At 66.6% G+C, this 17,669-nt stretch carries 16 protein-coding genes; 4 read left to right on the forward strand and 12 right to left on the reverse strand.

The genetic code is table 11. From position 1 onward, the window contains the following. Positions 1 to 126: 126 nt before the first annotated feature. From rpe to ACPYOD_RS12045, 3 genes are all read right to left on the reverse strand, one after another. Positions 127 to 801, reverse strand: coding sequence for a ribulose-phosphate 3-epimerase (rpe, locus tag ACPYOD_RS12035; protein WP_481301969.1), 675 nt, complete (start codon positions 799 to 801; stop codon positions 127 to 129). Positions 802 to 945: 144 nt separating this feature from the next. Further along, complete coding sequence (gene djlA / locus ACPYOD_RS12040; RefSeq protein WP_481301970.1) at positions 946 to 1,752, reverse strand: co-chaperone DjlA; 807 nt, start codon at positions 1,750 to 1,752, stop codon at positions 946 to 948. Beyond that, entirely contained in the window at positions 1,749 to 2,060 is a 312-nt protein-coding gene (locus ACPYOD_RS12045; RefSeq protein WP_481301971.1) for a c-type cytochrome, read from the reverse strand. Before ACPYOD_RS12045 ends, djlA begins: the two co-directional genes overlap by 4 nt. 209 nt (positions 2,061 to 2,269) lie before the next feature. Between ACPYOD_RS12045 and ACPYOD_RS12050 the strand changes: the two genes are divergently transcribed. The 4 genes from ACPYOD_RS12050 to ACPYOD_RS12065 all read left to right on the forward strand — a co-directional run bounded on the left by ACPYOD_RS12050 (position 2,270) and on the right by ACPYOD_RS12065 (position 4,361). Beyond that, complete coding sequence (locus tag ACPYOD_RS12050) at positions 2,270 to 3,166, forward strand: phosphoribosylaminoimidazolesuccinocarboxamide synthase (RefSeq protein ID WP_481301972.1); 897 nt, start codon at positions 2,270 to 2,272, stop codon at positions 3,164 to 3,166. A 35-nt stretch (positions 3,167 to 3,201) separates the two neighbouring features. Then, complete coding sequence (locus tag ACPYOD_RS12055) at positions 3,202 to 3,669, forward strand: Mpo1 family 2-hydroxy fatty acid dioxygenase (RefSeq protein ID WP_481301973.1); 468 nt, start codon at positions 3,202 to 3,204, stop codon at positions 3,667 to 3,669. Positions 3,670 to 3,679: 10 nt separating this feature from the next. Next, entirely contained in the window at positions 3,680 to 4,090 is a 411-nt protein-coding gene (locus ACPYOD_RS12060; RefSeq protein ID WP_481301974.1) for a hypothetical protein, read from the forward strand. 88 nt (positions 4,091 to 4,178) lie between these two features. Further along, entirely contained in the window at positions 4,179 to 4,361 is a 183-nt protein-coding gene (locus ACPYOD_RS12065; protein ID WP_481301975.1) for a hypothetical protein, read from the forward strand. Here the strand turns inward: ACPYOD_RS12065 and ACPYOD_RS12070 are convergent. From ACPYOD_RS12070 to lipB, 9 genes are all read right to left on the reverse strand, one after another. Continuing rightward, positions 4,344 to 6,629: a beta-agarase gene (locus ACPYOD_RS12070; RefSeq protein ID WP_481301976.1), complete on the reverse strand. Its 2,286-nt coding sequence runs from the start codon at positions 6,627 to 6,629 to the stop codon at positions 4,344 to 4,346. The genes ACPYOD_RS12065 and ACPYOD_RS12070 overlap by 18 nt on opposite strands. A 143-nt stretch (positions 6,630 to 6,772) precedes the next feature. After that, positions 6,773 to 8,098 carry an APC family permease gene (locus tag ACPYOD_RS12075; protein WP_481301977.1) on the reverse strand — a complete coding sequence of 442 codons (1,326 nt, stop codon included), beginning with the start codon at positions 8,096 to 8,098 and terminating at the stop codon, positions 6,773 to 6,775. A gap of 164 nt (positions 8,099 to 8,262) precedes the next feature. Further along, positions 8,263 to 8,721 (reverse strand): REP-associated tyrosine transposase, encoded by a 459-nt coding sequence (locus ACPYOD_RS12080; RefSeq protein ID WP_481301978.1) that lies wholly within the window; start codon positions 8,719 to 8,721, stop codon positions 8,263 to 8,265. Between the two features lie 62 nt (positions 8,722 to 8,783). Continuing rightward, the gene (gene lpdA, locus ACPYOD_RS12085; protein ID WP_481301979.1) at positions 8,784 to 10,595 is read right to left on the reverse strand and encodes a dihydrolipoyl dehydrogenase; all 1,812 of its coding nucleotides are present in this window, start codon (positions 10,593 to 10,595) and stop codon (positions 8,784 to 8,786) included. A gap of 15 nt (positions 10,596 to 10,610) precedes the next feature. After that, the gene (aceF, locus tag ACPYOD_RS12090; RefSeq protein ID WP_481301980.1) at positions 10,611 to 12,314 is read right to left on the reverse strand and encodes a dihydrolipoyllysine-residue acetyltransferase; all 1,704 of its coding nucleotides are present in this window, start codon (positions 12,312 to 12,314) and stop codon (positions 10,611 to 10,613) included. A 279-nt stretch (positions 12,315 to 12,593) separates the two neighbouring features. Further along, on the reverse strand, positions 12,594 to 13,433 hold the full coding sequence (locus ACPYOD_RS12095; protein ID WP_481301981.1) for a mechanosensitive ion channel family protein: 840 nt from the start codon (positions 13,431 to 13,433) through the stop codon (positions 12,594 to 12,596). 186 nt (positions 13,434 to 13,619) lie between these two features. Continuing rightward, positions 13,620 to 15,947, reverse strand: coding sequence for a carboxy terminal-processing peptidase (locus ACPYOD_RS12100; RefSeq protein ID WP_481301982.1), 2,328 nt, complete (start codon positions 15,945 to 15,947; stop codon positions 13,620 to 13,622). 29 nt (positions 15,948 to 15,976) lie between these two features. After that, positions 15,977 to 16,975: a lipoyl synthase gene (lipA, locus tag ACPYOD_RS12105; protein WP_481301983.1), complete on the reverse strand. Its 999-nt coding sequence runs from the start codon at positions 16,973 to 16,975 to the stop codon at positions 15,977 to 15,979. Between the two features lie 12 nt (positions 16,976 to 16,987). Next, positions 16,988 to 17,629, reverse strand: a complete 642-nt coding sequence (gene lipB / locus ACPYOD_RS12110) for a lipoyl(octanoyl) transferase LipB (protein WP_481301984.1) — start codon at positions 17,627 to 17,629, stop codon at positions 16,988 to 16,990. Between the last annotated feature and the right edge of the window lie 40 nt (positions 17,630 to 17,669).

Genomic DNA, 17,669 nt, shown 5'->3' on the forward strand with positions numbered 1-17,669 from the left:
GAGTCCTCCCCGAAGTCGCCGTCACGGTCCGCGAACGGCGTCCCCTGCCCGGCCGGCACGACTCCCGGCGGGCGGCTTCACCGTAGCACCGGGTTTGATATCTTTCCGTGAAGCAGCCGGTGGGACTTACTGGCCGGCGATGGCGGCGTGCATGCGGCGGATCACGTCCGCATAGTCGGGCGCGTTGAAGATGGCCGAACCGGCCACGAAGGTGTCGGCGCCGGCGGCGGCGATCTGGCCGATGTTGTCGGGGGTGACGCCGCCGTCCACTTCCAGGCGAATGGCGCGACCGCTCGCATCGATGCGCTCGCGCACGTGGCGGATCTTGTCCAGCGCCGTGGGAATGAACTTCTGCCCGCCGAAGCCCGGGTTCACCGACATGATCAGCACCATGTCGATCTTGTCCATCACGTAGTCCAGCCAGGAAAGCGGCGTGGCCGGATTGAACACGAGGCCGGCCTCACAGCCTTCGTCCTTGATGAGCTGGATGGTGCGGTCCACGTGCTCGGTGGCCTCCGGATGGAAGCTGATGCTGCGCGCGCCGGCTTTCGCGAAGTCCGGCACGATGCGGTCCACCGGTTTCACCATCAGGTGCACGTCGATGTGCTCGGCGATGCCGTAGTTGCGCAGCGCCTTCAGCACCATCGGTCCGATGGTGAGGTTGGGCACGTAGTGGTTGTCCATCACGTCGAAGTGCACCCACTGCGCACCGGCGTCGAGGACCTTGCGCGTGTCCTCGCCTAGCCGGGCGAAATCGGCGGAAAGGATGGACGGGGCGATAACGGGAGATTGCTTGGCCATGATGGATACCGTTCGTTTGGAGCCCTTTGGGAGCTCTAATGTGGGAGCCGCTTCAGCGGCGACAGGCTCGCCGTAAAGGTGCCCGCTGCCGCGGGATCGCCGGCGGAGCCGGCTCCCACAGGAGCATGGCTGGCCGCTGCAAGATTACTTGAACCCACGCTCCGCCTTGATTCGCTCATACGCCGCGTTGATCTCGCTGGCGCGCGCTTCGGCGCGACGGCGCATGTCGTCGGGCAGATCGCCCAGGCGGTCGGGATGGTGTTCGGAAATGAGCTTGCGGTACGCGCGCTTGATGGCACGGTCGTCGGCGTCGCGCTGGATGCCGAGCACGGCGTAAGGATCGGGGCCCTGCGTATTGCGCTGAGGAGGCACATAGCCGCCACCGTTGGCGCGGCCGCCGTATGCCCTCCCCCCGGCGCTCGCGTTCCAGGCATAGCCCTTCATCGCCATCAGCGCCATCAGTTCCATGTCGCTGACGCGCAGCGCGAATGCCAGCTGGCGCAGCAAGGCCATCTTTTCCGGCGACGGGTTGCCCTCCGCCAGCACCGTCTCGATCACCACGTCGATCACCGGGAAGGCATGGTCGCGACGGTGACCGACCCAGTGGCGCAGTTCGTCGATGACGGCGGTGGCGTCGAACTCGGGCTGCTTACCCTCGTTGAAGGCGTCGATGGCGGTGCGGCGGTCGTCCTGGCCCAGGCCCATCCGCGCCATCAGGCGCTCCGCGATGGCGATCTCCGCCTCGGACACGCGCCCGTCGGCCTTGGCCACGGCACCGATGAGAGCGAACAGCGGAGCGATGTAGCCGCCCTGGGCAGGTGTGCGGCGCCGCTGCTGCTGGCGGCTGGCGTCGAACATGAAGCCGAGCGCGCCGCCGACGATGGCGCCGATGAGGTTGTGGGTGATCCACATGCCGAGGACGGCGCCGATGAGCGTGCCGGTGAAATTCATTGAGCGGCCTTGGGAGGCGGAAGGGCGGAGTACCACTGGGCGAGCCCGTCGAGTTCCGCATCGGTGAGGGGACCGGTCGCGGCGCGCATCACGGGGATGTCGCGGCGGCCGTCGCGGTACTGGCGCAGGGCCTCGCGCAGGTAGTCGAGTTTCTGCCCCGCCAGGTTGGGCGCGCCGGGAATCCTCCCGACGCCGTCTTCGCCATGGCAGGCGGCGCAGAGGCCGAGGCGCGCCGGCTTCGCGGGCGGCGCGGCGAGGACAGGGGCGGAGAGGGCCAGGGCAAGTGCCGCGGTCGTGAGAGTTCGCATGGCAGGGCTATGGGGGCGTCAGCGCAGGATTCTAGCAGGCCGACCGGCACAGGCAGGCTTGTGTGGGAGCCGCTTCAGCGGCGATGGGTGCTTGCGGCAGGCTGGCCCGCTGCCGCGGGATCGCCGGCATAGCCGGCTCCCACAGTTGCCCGGCATGGCCGGCTTCCACAGTTACAATGTGGGGATTGCCGTCCTCATCGGAGCCCGCCGTGCCCACCACCCTCTCGCAATCCGACCTGCCCGGCCTGGAACTCATCCATCGCGGCAAGGTGCGCGACGTCTACGCCCTGCCCGGCAACCGCCTGCTGATGGTGGCGACCGACCGGCTTTCGGCGTTCGACGTGGTGCTGCCCGATCCGATCCCGGGCAAGGGCGAGATGCTCACGCAGATCTCCAACTTCTGGTTCGCGAAGACGGCGCACATCATCCCGAACCATCTCACTGGCGAAGACGTGGCCTCGGTGCTTCCGGAAGGCGTTGACCCGGCGCTGTACGCGAAGCGCGCCGTGATCACGAAGCGCCTGAAGCCGGTGCCGGTGGAAGCCATTGCGCGCGGCTACCTCATCGGTTCCGGTTGGAAGGACTACCAGGCCACGGGCGCGCTCTGCGGCATCACGCCGCCGCCCGGCCTGCGCCAGGCCGAGAAACTGCCCGCGCCCATCTTCACCCCGTCGACGAAGGCCGCGGTGGGCGACCACGACGAAAACGTGAGCTTCGACACCGTCGTGGCAGCTGTGGGCGAAAAGCTTGCCAACGCCGTGCGCGACGCCACGCTGAAGATCTATGCCTTCGCCGCGGCCTATGCCGCCGAGCGCGGCATCATCGTCGCCGACACGAAGTTCGAGTTCGGCACGGACGAGAACGGCGTGCTGCACATCATGGACGAGATGCTCACCCCCGATTCCTCGCGCTTCTGGCCGGCCGACGAATACGCCGTGGGCATCAGCCCGCCCAGCTACGACAAGCAATTCGTGCGCGACTACCTCGAGCGCGTCGGCTGGAACAAGACGCCGCCGGCGCCGAAGGTTCCGCAGGACGTCATCGACGGTACCGCCGCGAAATACGCCGAGGCGCTCGACAAGCTGGCCGGCATCCGCCTGGACTAAGCTAGCCGCATCGAGGCAGCACGGAGGGGACAGCCATGCGCGACGCAGCCACCTGGTTCGGCAACTACAGCCGCGACCACCAGAACCCGACCAACCAGTTGATCCACTGGATCTGCGTGCCGGCGATCACCTGGACCGTGGTCGCCTTCGTCTGGCTGATCCCCGTGCCGCAGTGGCTGGGCAAACCCGGCTTCTGGGCCGTGTTCGCGATGTTCCTGGCCTTCTGTTTCTACTATTTCCGGCTGTCGCGGGTCATCGGGTTGGCCATGGCCGGCGCGTTCTTCGCGTTGGCGCTGTTCACCGACATGCTCTACCGCGGCATCGGCATCACCGGCCTCACGAAGCTGGCGATCGGCGTGTTCGTGCTGGCCTGGATCGGCCAGTTCGTCGGGCACAAGATCGAAGGCCGCCGCCCGTCCTTCTTCACCGACCTCCAATACCTGCTGATCGGCCCCGCGTGGCTGATGAGCAAGGCCCTCGGCCGCTTCGGCGTGTCGTACTGACGGACACGCCGTGACCCAGTCGCTCCTGACCCTGTTTTCCGCCGCCATCTGGTGGGTGATCTATTCCAGCGCCATCGCCGTCGTGCCCGCACTCATCGTGTGGCTGGCGCTGCGCTGGCTGGAGAAGACGCCGGTGGTCTTCAACCGGGCCTACCTGGCCAGCCTGTTGTGGGCGCTGGCAGCCGTGCTCACGGGCGGCCTGGTCATCGCTGCGCAGCATGGCCGGGCGCCGGGCGAATCCATCTTCACCCTGCCCTGGATGCGGGCGTCCCTGGTGGTGGACATGGTGCTGGGTGCCTGGCTGGTGTGGTGGATGGTGCCGCGAGTGGATGCGCGCCGGGTAAAGCCCACCAGTGCGTGCATGGCGGTGGCGCTGGTCATGGTCGTGGCCATGGTCGTCGGCACGGCCATCCGCCGATAGGTAAGCCCTATCGGCGCCATTCGCAGCATCAGTTGGACTTGCGCCCGGCCGTCCCCATAATGAGATTCATTCTTATTGGGAGTCGGCCATGGCTCGACAGATCAAATTCGCAGCGACCCATTTCAGCATCGCCTTCTCGATGAGCTATGCGGTGAACCAGAACGTCGCGCTCAGCACGTTCTTCGGCATTGCCGAGCCCATCGCCTTTGCCTTCGGCCGCGACCTCAAGCGCGGCGACCAGCGTGGCGTACCGCTAACGTCCGCCGCCTGACCCTCCGCCCACACGGGCGTTGGTGTCGGTCACCGCGCGCGTGAAGCTTTCGAACGGGATGTCGGTGATACCGACCAGCCCGATATGCGCGTTCTCGCCATCGAGAATGCGCCCCGTCACCGGCTGGTCCACGTACTGGAACCAGTGCGTGCCGACGACGACACCCGACGCCACCGCGGCATCGACGAAACGCGCATAGGCCTTGCCGCGCTCCTCCTCGTTCGCCACGGCCGCGACACCGCTGCCGAATGGCCCCCTGTCCGCCGAACCGAAGTGGAACTCGGTAATCAGCACGGGTTTGTCGAGCTTCCGGAAGGCGGCAACATCGAAGCCGTGTTCCGGCACGTCGGTATAGGTGTTGATGCTGGTGACGTCGGCGTAGGCCGCACTGGCCTCTTCCACTTCGGGCGTTCGGACGGCCAGACGGCCGCCGAGGAAGAGGTGATGCGGATCGGCCTTCTTCAGTGTTTCTGCCACCGTGCGGAAATACTGCGCCGCGTACAGCTTGAGGAACGCGATGTAGTCGGCGGCGATGGCGGGATGCGCTTCGTCGGGCGGCGGGGCTTTGAAACCTTGCACCATGACCTGGTCCCAGCTCGTTGCCGACACGCCCCACGCCTTGGCGAACGCCGCGGCGTCGCCATGGGTCTTCTTCAGGTAGGCCAGGAAAGCCTGCTTGGCGGGGCTGCCTGACCCTTGCGCGAGGGTTCCCGTGGCGAGTGCCCAGCGACCTTGCGGGCCTTGGCCCGCCCAGGCCAGTTCGTTGTCGGCGAAATAGCCGAGGAGCCACGGATCGTCTTTGACACCGTGCGTCGCTTTCGCCACGGCAGCCTTGGTCGCTTCCACGAAACGCGGATCGAACGGGTCCGGCATGCGGCCCCAGTAGTCGAAACCGGTGCTCACCGAGTTGAAGTCGCCCACGATGAGGATCGGGACGGTATAGGCGATGCGGGATTCGTCGGCGCACGCGGGGACACCTGGGCTGACCTTGTGGGAGCCGGCTGTGCCGGCGATCCCGCGGCAGCGGGCCGGGTTGCTGCGAGCACCCATCGCCGCTGAAGCGCCTCCCACAGAGAGAGCAGGATCGCTCCAGTTGCCGAGGGTATTGAAGCGCCAGGCCTTCAGGCGATCGATCGTGCGTTCGCGCCATGCGGCACGCATGTCGCCGTCGCCAAGCGTGCGCGCCACGTTATTGGCGTAGACGTCCCACCAGCGGCCGTGGTTCATCGCGTTGTCGCGTTGCGAACCCAGGTCGCTGCGGCTGTCGCCCACGCCGCCGAATTTGCCGTTCGCAGCGGCCGGGTCGGTGAACATGAATTCGCGCCCCTGCACATAGGTGCGGCCGTCGGTGAGGTTCACGGCGTTCACACCCAGCGAGAAGAACGCATGTCCCTCGGGTGTCACCAACCACCAGCGCCCGCTCTGCTTCTGGGTGTGGAACCACCCGGTAGTCGGCATCGCCGGAAGGTCGGTGCGGCCGCCGAAGCGGTCGAGGTTCTTCGGCTCCGTCGTGGTGGGGGCCGCGTTCGCACGAGCCTTCAGTGAGGCGTCGTCGGCGACCTTTTCCGGCCACGTGGCACGCGTGTACTGGCCATAGCGATCGACGATGCCGGTATAGGCGGCACGCAGGTCGCCATCGCCGGCCACATCGTCGAGCCGGCCAAGCAGGATCGTCTGCGCCGCGCCGGGGCTGGGCATCGACAACGTCACGGCGGTGACGGCCCCGGCATCGACGGCACCGTCCACGGCGGTCGCCACAAGCCAAAGGTTCCCAGAAGCTGCGCCCCCTGCAGGAGCCGCTATAGCGGCGAGGGCACCCTCACCCCCACCACCCCTGACGAATGGCATCGGCGGCCCGACCTGCATGCCGAACGCACGCGGCGACGTCGCGTGCAACGGCACCGACAGCGTCATCGGCGGTCCGGGTGGCAGGCCCACCGTGGCAGTGAGGTGCTTCGCCCCGGAAGCCACGTCGACGACCAACGTCACGGGCCACGGCATGCCGTTCTGCACCCGCATGCGCATCGTCCCACCCGCCGGCCAGGCCCATGTTCCCTGCTTGGGCGACAAGACGAGCGTCGGCTTCGCCGCGGGGTTGAAGGTGACCGCCACCAGTTCCTCCCCGCCGGCCGCCTTACGCACCGTCGCGTCAAAGGTGGCATCCGTGGCCGCGACATTGAGGGTGCCGGCCGGGTGAACGGGATCCACCGCATGACCGAAGGCCGTTGCGGTGAACGTCGCGAGCAGGAAGGCAATGGGCGTGCGCATGCGCGCAATCTGCCACGAGTCACGTGAACGCGGCCGCCAACGCCCCCCCCTGTAGGAGCCGCTATAGCGGCGAGAGAACCTTGCGAAGACCGTGGCGAGGTTTCCTCGCCGCTATAGCGGCTCCTACAAAGGCAGGCGTGCCTTCAGACGGGGCCGGAACGACGTCGCCAGTAGTAGTACACCGGCACGCCGAGCGCGATGATCAACAGGCTCATGCCGGCATCGCCCGGCGCGGCGATCGCGGTCGCCGCGATCACGCACAACACCGTGGTCGTGAAGATCAACGGCAGCCACGGATACCCCGGCACGAGATACGGCGACGGCTCCGACTTCAACTTCTTGCGATACCAGAAGATCGTCGCGATACCGAACGCATGCGACAACCACTCGCCGACGGTCGTGTAATTCAGCAGCGCGTTGAAGCTACCCGAGACAATCAGCACGATGGCCCAACCACCCAGCACGACCAGGGCAAACTGCGGCGCGCCGGTACGCGGCTCGATGCGTGCGATGGGCCGGAAGAACATGCCGTCTGCGCTCATCACCTGCAGCACGCGCGCGCCACCGGCAATCGCGATGCTGCAATAACCGAAGGTGGAACAAGCGATACCCACGGCGATGATGGTGGCGCCAGATTCGCCGAAGACGCGACGCATCAGGTCGGCGGCAGGCGCCGTACTGGCAGCCAGACCCGCGTGCCCGAGGCCGGCCATGTAAGCGATATTCACCAGCACATAGCAGACGACGACGCTGATCATGCCGAGGCCGAGCGCGCGGGGAAGCGTACGCTGCGGCTCGCGGACTTCGCCGGCGAGGTCGTTGAGGTAATGGAAGCCGCCATAGGCGAACAACGCCGGAAGCAACGCCCCGACGATGGTGCCCACTGGCATGTCGTGGGTTGGATCCTTGGCGAACGCAAGGCCGAGATGGCCTTGCGCGAGGAACAACCCGACCACGATGAGCAACGCGACGGCACCGAGCTTCAGCACGGTAAAGATATTCTGGACCCACGCGCCAGCACGGATGCCGAACAGATTCACCGCCACGATGAAGCTAATCGCGCCGACAGCCAGGGGCTTCACCCACTCATGAGGGAGACCGATTGCACGGCACGCGTAGTCGGCGAATGTGGTCGCCACCGCGGCCACGCTGCCGGGGTAGTTGATGAGCGCCATAGTCCAGCCGAACAGGAAGGCCGGCAGCTGGCCGAAGGCCTCACGAAGGTATACGTAAGTACCGCCAGCCTGGGGTCGTCTGGCACCGAGTTCGGCATAACAGAGCACGCCGGCGAGGGTCAGCAGGCCGCCCAATGTCCACAGCACGATGACTTCGGTGCCGGAACTGGTGAGCTGCGCGACGGTGGCCGGCGTGCGGAAAATGCCCGCGCCGATGACACCGCCGATGACGATCATCGCGGCATCCCAGATGCCGAGGCGACGGAGGTAGTGGGCTGGCTGAGGTGCTGGCATCCGGCGACCATGCCATAAGCCCGCATTGGAGCGATAGAGCCCGGCGCGGAGAATGGTGCGGACGGCGGCGTTGTGTGGGAGCCGGCTACGCCGGCGATCCCGCGGCAGCGGGAACACGTGTCGCAAGCACCCATCGCCGCTGAAGCGGCTCCCACACAGAGCCGTCAGAGCCAGACGGCGTTCCAGTACGAATAGTTGCCGATCCGGTCGACCAAGCCGGCACGGAGCGGATTGGCAACGAGATAGCGCGCTGCCGCCTTTAGATCGTCTTCCTTACGAAGTGCGCGGTCCTGAAACGATTTTTGCCAGACTGGAGTTTTGCGGCCGCTCGCGCGCTTGATGGCGCTGGAGACCAGGGCCTTATATCGGGCAACGGCGAGGGAGATATCCCCTTCGTGCAATTCGACCAGGCCATGCCAGTGGTCCGGCATGAGGACCCAGGCGAGGCAACGTGCACCTTTCCAGGTGGCGGGGGAATGACAGATGCGGGAAGCGCGACGAGCGCAGGAAATATCGCGAAAGATCGGTGCGCGATTCCACGTCACCGCGGTGATCAGGTAGATGCGTCCCGGCTCGGATATCCGGCCTCGACGAAGATCCTTGGAATGGGAACGTTCCGGCATCCCCCGACAATGTCGCCCGCCGGACGCCCGCGATGCCGGATGGCACCGCGGGTGGCCGTAGCTTATTTCTTCTTCGGAATGTACAGATCCGTGATCGTGCCCTCGTATACCTCTGCCGCCATGCCGACGGATTCGCCGAGCGTGGGGTGGGGGTGCACGGTGCGGCCGATGTCGCCTGCTTCCGCGCCCATTTCGATGGCCAGGGCGAGTTCGGAGATGAGGTCGCCTGCATGCGGGCCGACGATGCCGGCGCCTACGATGCGGTGGGTTTCCTCGTCGAACAGGAGCTTGGTGAAGCCTTCGGTGCGGTCGATGCCGATGGCGCGGCCGGAGGCCGCCCAGGGGAACTTGCCCACGCCGATCTTCAGGCCCTTTTCCTTCGCTTCGCGCTCGGTCACGCCGACCCAGGCGATTTCCGGATCGGTGTACGCCACCGACGGAATCACGCGCGCATCGAAGAAACTCTTCTCGCCGGCCGCGGCCTCGGCGGCCACCTTGGCCTCGTGCGTGGCCTTGTGCGCCAGCATCGGCTGGCCCACGAGATCGCCGATGGCGAAGATGTGCTTCACATTCGTGCGCATCTGGCGGTCGACCGGAATGAAGCCGCGGTCGGTGACTTCCACGCCCGCCTTCTCCGCGCCCACCTTGCCGCCGTTCGGCACGCGGCCCACGGACACGAGCACGCGGTCGAACACGGTGGTTTCGGGAATGCTCTCGCCGTCGAAGGTGACTTCGATGCCCTTCTTCGTGGCCTTGGCTTCCACCACCTTCGTCTTCAGGTGGATGCCCTTGTAGCGCTTGGCGATGCGCGCCTGCAACGGCTTGATGAGGTCGGCGTCGGCGCCCGGGATCAACTGGTCGGCGAGTTCGACGACGGTGACTTCGGAGCCCAGGCCCGCGTACACGGTGGCCATTTCCAGACCGATGATGCCACCGCCCACGACGAGCAGCTTCTTCGGCACGTCGGGCAGTTCGAGCGCGCCCGTGGACGTGATGATGCGCTCGTCGTCCCACGGGAACGACGGCAGCTTAACCGGCTGCGAGCCCGCCGCGATGATCGCGTTGCGGAAGCGCATGAGCTTGGTGCCTTCGGCCGTCTGGACTTCCATCTCGTTGGGCGAGATGAAGCTGCCGACACCCGTGACGGTACGCACCTTGCGCGCCTTCGCCATCTGGGCGAGGCCGCCGGTGAGCTTGCCGACCACCTTGTCCTTGAACGTGCGCAGCTTGTCGAGGTCGATCTTCGGCTTGCCGAAGGTGATGCCGTGATCTTCCATGTGGGCCGCCTCGTCGATGACGGCGGCCGCGTGCAGCAGCGCCTTCGACGGAATGCAGCCCACGTTGAGGCACACGCCGCCGAGCGATTCGAAACGCTCGACCAGCACGGTGTCCAGGCCGATGTCCGCGCCGCGGAACGCCGCGGTGTAGCCGCCCGGACCGGAGCCGAGTACCACCAGTTCGCACTCGATGTCGGCCTTGCGGCCCGAGTCGCCGGCTGCCGTGGGCGCCGGAGCCGACGCGGACGCTGCCGGCTTCGGCGGCGCGGGTGCGGGCGACGGCGGTGCCGGCGGAGGCGCTTCCTTGGTCACCGACTGCCCGACCACCTTCTCTGCCGCCGGCGCTTCCGCAGCACCCTCGGCTTCGATGAGGGCGATGACGGTGCCGTCGTTGACCTCGTCGCCGACCTTGACCTTCAGCTCGACGATCTTGCCGCCCTGCGAGGCGGGTACGTCCATCGTGGCCTTGTCGGACTCCAGCGTGATCAGGCTCTGGTCCTTGGCGACTGTGTCGCCGACCTTCACCAGGATCTCGATGACGGGTACGTCGTGCGAGCCGCCGAGATCGGGAACCTTCAGTTCGATCGTGTTAGCCATGCGTGCCGGCCTCCGTCAGAGCAACAGGCGACGGATGTCGCCGAGCTGGGTGGCGAGGTACACGGCGAAGCGCGCGGCCAGGGCGCCGTCGATGACGCGGTGGTCGTACGACAGCGACAACGGCAGCATGAGGCGCGGCGCGAATTCCTTGCCGTTCCACACGGGCTTCATCTGCGCCTTCGACACGCCGAGGATGGCCACTTCCGGCGCGTTGATGATCGGCGTGAACGCCGTGCCGCCGATGCCACCGAGCGACGAGATGGAGAAGCACCCGCCCTGCATGTCGTTGGCGGTGAGCTTCTTGTCGCGCGCCTTCTTCGAGATCTCGGCCAGTTCGGCGGCGAGTTCGAGCAGGCCCTTCTTGTCGGCGTCGCGGATGACCGGCACGACGAGACCGTCCGGCGTGTCCACGGCGATGCCGATGTGGAAGTACTTCTTCAGCGTGAGGTTTTCGCCGGACGCGTCGAGTGAGGCATTGAAGGTGGGGAACTTCTTCAGCGCCGCGACCACCGCCTTGATCTGGAATACCAGCGGGGTGATCTTGAGGTCCTTGTTCTCTTCGCCGAGCTTCTTGCGGAAGGCTTCCAGCTCGGTGATGTCGGCATCCTCGAACTGGGTGACGTGCGGGATCATCGCCCAGTTGCGCGAGAGGTTGGCCGCCGAGATCTTCGGAATACGGCCAAGCGGCTTCTCTTCCACTTCGCCGAACTTCGAGAAATCCACCTTCGGCCACGGCAGCAGGTTGAGGCCGCCACCGGCGGCGACGGTGCCACCCGCGGACGGAGCCGCGCCGGAGGTCATCACCTGCTTCACGTAGTTGCTGACGTCTTCGCGCTGGATGCGACCGCCGCGGCCGCTGCCCTTCACCTGGGCCACGTCGACACCGAGCTCGCGCGCGAAAGCGCGCACGGCCGGACTGGCGTACGGCGCGTTGGCCGGCATGATGACGCTGGCGTCGAACGACACCGGCGGCGTGCGCGGCGCGCCGCCCGTGGGGGCGTTGTCGGCGGCGGGCGCCGGAGCGGCTGCACGCTGCGGCGCCGGCGCCGGTGCTTCGGCGATGCCGGGCTTGTCGGTGGACGGCGCAGGCTGAGCGTCGGCCGAGGCGGTGTCGCCGCCCTCACCTTCGAGAATGGCGATGACGTGACCGTCGTTGACCTCGTCGCCGACCTTGACCTTCAGTTCCTTGATCGTGCCCGCGGACGGCGCGGGAATGTCCATGGTGGCCTTGTCGGACTCGAGCGTCATGAGGCTCTGGTCCTTCTCCACGCGGTCGCCGGCCTTCACCATGATCTCGATGATGGGCACCGGCTTGCCACCGATGTCGGGCACCTTCACTTCCACCGGGCCCGAGGACTTCGATGCCGAGGGAGCCTTCGCGGCCGCCGGTGCAGGTGCTGGTGCGGGTGCCGGAGCTGCAGCCTGCGGGGCTTCGGCCTTCGGCGCCTCGCTCTTCGGCGCGGCGGCAGCCGGGGCGTCGCCCTCGGCCTCGACCAGCGCGATGACCGCGCCCTCGTCGACTTCGTCGCCGACCTTGACCTTCAGTTCCTTGATGACGCCCGCGAAAGGCGCCGGCACTTCCATCGTGGCCTTGTCGGATTCGAGCGTAAGGAGGCTCTGGTCCTTTTCGACGCGGTCGCCGACCTTGACCATGATTTCGATGATCGGCACCGGCTTGCCGCCGATATCGGGAATGCGGGCTTCTTTGACGTCGGCCATGGAACCTCCTAGAAACAGGCGCTTGCGGGCGGACGAACCCGCTGGCGGGGGAATGAGGGCGCCCGTGCTGCGGCGCAACCGGTCGATTGTAATCCCTCGGGGGCGCGCCCGGACCCGTTTTCCACGATTAAAACGGTCGTTTGGGCGGATTTCTGGTTTGCGGGAGGGTTCTGAAAGAGACAGGTGCGGATTGTGGGAGCCGGCTATGCCGGCGATCCGCGGAAGCGGGCTGGCTGCCGCAAGTACCCATCGCCGCTGAAGCGGCTCCCACAGAGGGCCTCAATCGCTTGTCGGCGGCTGGCCCACCAGCCGGATCTCGCTCTGCGGATACGGGATGGTGATGCCCTCTTCGTCGAAGCGTTCCTTGATGCGGCGGAGCAGCGCGGTCTGGGCTTCCCACATGTTGGCGGTGGTGGTCCAACCGCGGATGACGAGGTTCACGCTGGAGTCGCCCAGCGCCTCCGTCCACACGCCCGGCGCGGGGTCCTTGAGGATGCGTGTGTCGGCGGCGAACAGCTCCTGCACCACTTGCATCGCCTTGCCGATGTCGTCGCCATAGCCGATGCCGACCTTGAGTTCGAACCGGCGCGTGCCGCGCACGTTGTAGTTGATGATCGCGTCGCCGCCCACTTTCGCGTTCGGGACCACGGCCTGGCGGTTATCGGGCGTGATCAGGTAGGTGTGCATGAGGTTCACGCTTTCCACCGTGCCGTCGACTCCGCCCACGGTGACGAAGTCGCCCACGCGGAATGGCCGGAACAGGATCAGCAGCACGCCCCACGCGAGGTTGGACAGCGAACTGTTCAACGCGAGGCCGATGGCCAGGCCGGCGGCGCCGATGGCGGCGATGAAGGAGGCCGTCGGCACGCCCATGGTGCCCAGCACCTGGATGAAGAGCAGCGCCAGCAACACGCCGTAGATGAGGTTGCGCAGGAAGAGCGCGAGGGTGACGTCCACCCGTGCGCGCTCGAGGGCGCGACGACCGACGTTGGCGATCCGCGCGGCGATCCAGAAACCGACCACCAGCAGCAGGAGGGCCAGGCCGATACGGATGGAATACGTGACGATCAACACGCGCATGGCGTGGTCGATGCCGAGGCGGTCGAGGAAGTCGATCATGTGTCCCTGCCTTTGATGCGTTGGAAAAGCGCATCGAGGCTAGCAGGTGCCGAATGAAATCGCAGTCTCCAACCGGACCATGCCTGCAAGTCAGGACTTCATGTGGGAGCCGCTTCAGCGGCGATGTCCCGCGGCAAGCTTGCCCGCTGCCGCGGGATCGCCGGCAGAGCCGGCTCCCACACGTTCTTACGGCGTGCTGTCGCCTGCCGGTTTGGCCGGCACCTGGGCCGTCTGCGGTGCGTCGATCTTGCGGCCGCCGTAAGGCAGCACTTCCGCGGCGAGCTTCGGGTCGGACTTGATCATCGCCACCTCGTCGCCAACGATGTGCGCGGCCTCGTCGAGCGGCGTGTCCTTGGCCTTCTTCGCATCGGCTTCCTGCTTGATTTCCGACTTGATGCTGCGCTCGTTCGGGTTCAGGCCGTCGTCGGCGGTGTTGCCGGTGTCGCCGAGTTCCGCCGGGCTGCCGTCGCCGCCGAAGATCGCCTTGCGGCGGTTGCGGAAGTCGGTCTGCATGGCTTCGTACTGCTTGCGCTCGGTCTGACGCGCCGCGAAGTTGAGCGAGATGTCGGTCTTGTCGCGCAGCTTCTGGTATTGCGCCAGTTCGTCGAGCATCAGCTTCCACGCCGGCGAATTCGCCACGCGTGCCTGGTGTTTCTCATTGAGCGGCCCGACGATCGGCTTCAGGTCCGCCACCGGCTTGTAATCGGCCGGATCGATGTGCCGCCACGGCAGCGCGTTGTCGTAGGTGGACTCGCCGAATTCCTTCGCGTCGCCGTTCTGCGGGAACTGCACGTCGGGCGTGACGCCACGCAGCTGCGTGCTGTCGCCATTGATGCGGATGAACTCGGCGATGGTCATCTTGAGTTCGCCGTACTTGGCGTCCTCGCCGGTGGTGGCCTTGCCGAAGCGGTCGAGGTCGACCAGGTTCTGCACGGTGCCCTTGCCGAAGGTGGGTTCGCCGATGATGATGCCGCGGCCGTAGTCCTGGATGGCGGCGGCGAAGATCTCCGATGCCGACGCCGAACCGCGGTTCACCAGCACGGCCATCGGGCCGTCCCACGCCATGCCCGGCGCGTCGTCGCCCTGCGCCTCGACCTGGCCGCGCGCGTCGCGCACCTGCACCACGGGGCCGGTGTCGATGAACAGGCCGGTGAGTTCGGTGGCTTCGTTGAGCGAACCGCCGCCGTTGTTGCGGAGATCCATGATCACGCCTTCCACCTTCTGCGCCTTCAGCTCGGTGAGGAGCTTGGACACGTCGCGGGTGGCGCTCTTGAAGTTGGCGTCGCCGTTACGGCGCGCGCCGAAGTCCTGGTAGAACGTGGGCAGTTCGATGACGCCGATCTTGCGCGTGACGTCGCCGTCCTTCACGTCGATGACCTTCGACTTCGCCGCCTGTTCTTCCATCGTGACCTTCTTGCGCACGAGGGTCACGATCTCGTGCTTGCCGTCCACGCCGGCGTCGGCGGGAAGGATCTCGATACGGACGGTGGTGTCCTTCTTGCCGCGGATCAGCTTCACCACGTCGTCCTGGCGCCAGCCGACCACGTCGACCATGGGGCCGGTCTCGCCCTGGCCGATGGCCACGATGCGGTCGCCCGGCTTCATCTTGCCGGACTTGACGGCCGGGCCGCCCGGAACGAGTTCGCGGATGGTGGTGTAGTCGTCGCGCGCCTGCAGCACCGCGCCGATACCTTCCAGCGACAGGCGCATGGCGATGTCGAACGCATCGGCCGCGCGGGGGCCGAGGTAGTCGGTGTGCGGGTCGGTGGAGTTCGCGTACGCGGTCATGAAGGCCTGCGTGGCGTCCTCGTCGTCGAGCTGGCGCACGCGCGAGATGTACGTGGCGTAGCGCTTGTCGAGCGTCTTGCGGATGTCGTCGTCGTTCTTGCCGGCCAGCTTCAGGCGCAGCCAGTCGTTCATCGTGCGCTTGCGCCACACGTCGTCGAGCTCGGCCTGGTTCTTCGGTGCCGCGGCCTTCTTTCGGTCGAAGTTGAAGCTTTCGTTGCTGCTGAAGTCGAAGCCCTTCTTCAGCAGGCTGCGCGCGTAGTTCATGCGCTCGACGGCGCGCGTGATGTACAGGTTGAACACCGAGAACGGACCGGAGAGGTCCTGGTTCCAGATGGCGTCGTCGAACTGTGTCTTCAGTGGTTCGAACTTGGCCAGGTCTTCCTGGGTGAAGAAGACTTTCTCGCTGTCGAGCGACTCGATGTAGGCCTTGTAGATCTTGGCCGACATGGCGTCGTCGAGCGGTTGGGCCTGGTAGTGGAACCGCGTGAGGAAGCGGGCCGACAGCTGCGATGCCTGCGTCTCCGCCGCCGTGGGCTTCAACGGCAGGCTGGACTCCTTCCGCTGCGGCTGCGGCGAGGTGGCGGCCTCGGAAGCGTCCTTCGGCTGCGGGGCGGACTTCGTCGCCGGCGCGGTCGTGTCGGGCTGCTGCTGCGGGGCGGCGGCCTGTGCCTGGACGCCCGCGGCCGACAAGGCCAGCAGGAGGGCGATCGCGGGGCGGAGAGTCATGTAGTCGGAGCCTCGGTGTGCTTTGGCGTTTATTCGACGACGCCGGCGGCGTGAGCCATCAGGTCGGCATGGTAGGAGGATCGCACCAGCGGACCGGAGGCGACATGGGAGAACCCCATCTCTTCGCCGGCGACACGCAGGGCTTCGAACTCGTCCGGCGTCCAGTAACGGACCACCGGGTGGTGGTGCGCCGTCGGCTGCAGGTACTGGCCGATGGTGATCATGTCGACGTCATGGGCACGTAGATCCCGCATGGTTTCGAGCACCTGCTCCATCGTTTCCCCCAGGCCCAGCATGATGCCGGACTTGGTGGGCACCGTGGGATGCTGTGCCTTGAAATTCTTCAGGAGATCGAGCGACCACTGGTAATCCGCGCCGGGGCGGACTTCCCGGTACAGGTGCGGCACCGTTTCCAGGTTGTGGTTGAAGACGTCGGGCGGGAAGTCCTTCAGGACGTCCAGCGCGCGCTCCATGCGGCCCTTGCCGCGGAAATCCGGCGTGAGGATCTCGATGCGGATGTCGGGGCTGGCGTGGCGCACGGCACGGATGCACGAAGCGAAGTGCTCGGCGCCACCGTCGCGCAGGTCGTCGCGGTCGACCGAGGTGATCACCACGTAGCGCAGGCGCATGTCGCGGATGGTCTCGGCCAGGCGCGCCGGCTCCAGCGGATCGGGCGGCAGCGGGCGGCCGTGGGCCACGTCGCAGAACGAGCAGCGGCGGGTGCAGACCTCGCCGAGGATCATGAAGGTGGCGGTGCCCTTGGAGAAGCACTCGTGGATGTTCGGGCAGGAGGCTTCTTCGCACACCGTGACCAGCGAGTTCTCGCGCAGCCGCGCCTTCAGCTGCTGCACGGCGTTGCCCTGCGGCAGGCGCACGCGGATCCAGCCCGGTTTGCGCAGCGCGGGCAGCGCAGTATCGAAGCCGGCGCGGTTAAGGCCGATCTTGTCGTTGCCGAGCATCTTCTCGCCGGGTTTGTCGACGACGGCGATGGGGATGCTGCGGGAAGGGGAAGCGGAAGTCTGGCTCATGGGGCTACAGCCTCAGACCGCAAGGCGCGCGGGGAGTTCGGGGAGGATGGGATCGGCGGGCACGGCGTGGAAGCCGAACTGCTTGCAGAATTCCTGTACCAGGACGTCTTCCACGTCCGCCAACCGCGACGGACCGCCCAAGTCTACCACCTGGGTGGACTCCAAACCCTTGTACCCGCAGGGATTGATGCGGTGGTAGGGCTCCAGGTCCATGTTCACGTTGAAGGCCAGGCCGTGGAAGCTGCAGCCGCGGCGGATGCGCAGGCCGAGGGCCGCCACCTTGGCTCCCGCCACGTAGACGCCGGGAGCGCCCTCGCGGCGTTCGGCCCCGATATTCCACTCGCCGAGGGTGTCGATGATGGCCTGTTCGATCCGGTTGACCAGCTCGCGCACGCCCACGCCGGTGCGGCGCAGGTCGATCATCGGATAGGCCACGATCTGGCCGGGGCCGTGGTAGGTGACCTGGCCGCCACGATCCACCCGCACGACGGGGATGTCGCCCGCGAACAGCACGTGTTCCTCCAGCCCCGCCTGGCCCAGCGTGAACACCGGATCGTGCTCCAGCAGCCACAACTCGTCGACGGTGTCGTCGGTGCGGTTGTCGGTGAAGGCGCTCATGGCCTTCCAGGAGGATTCGTAGGGGACGCGCCCCAGCCTGCGGACGTTGAGGGGGAGCTGTCTCTTATACACATCT

Source organism: Luteibacter sp. HAY1-4A (assembly GCF_056755355.1).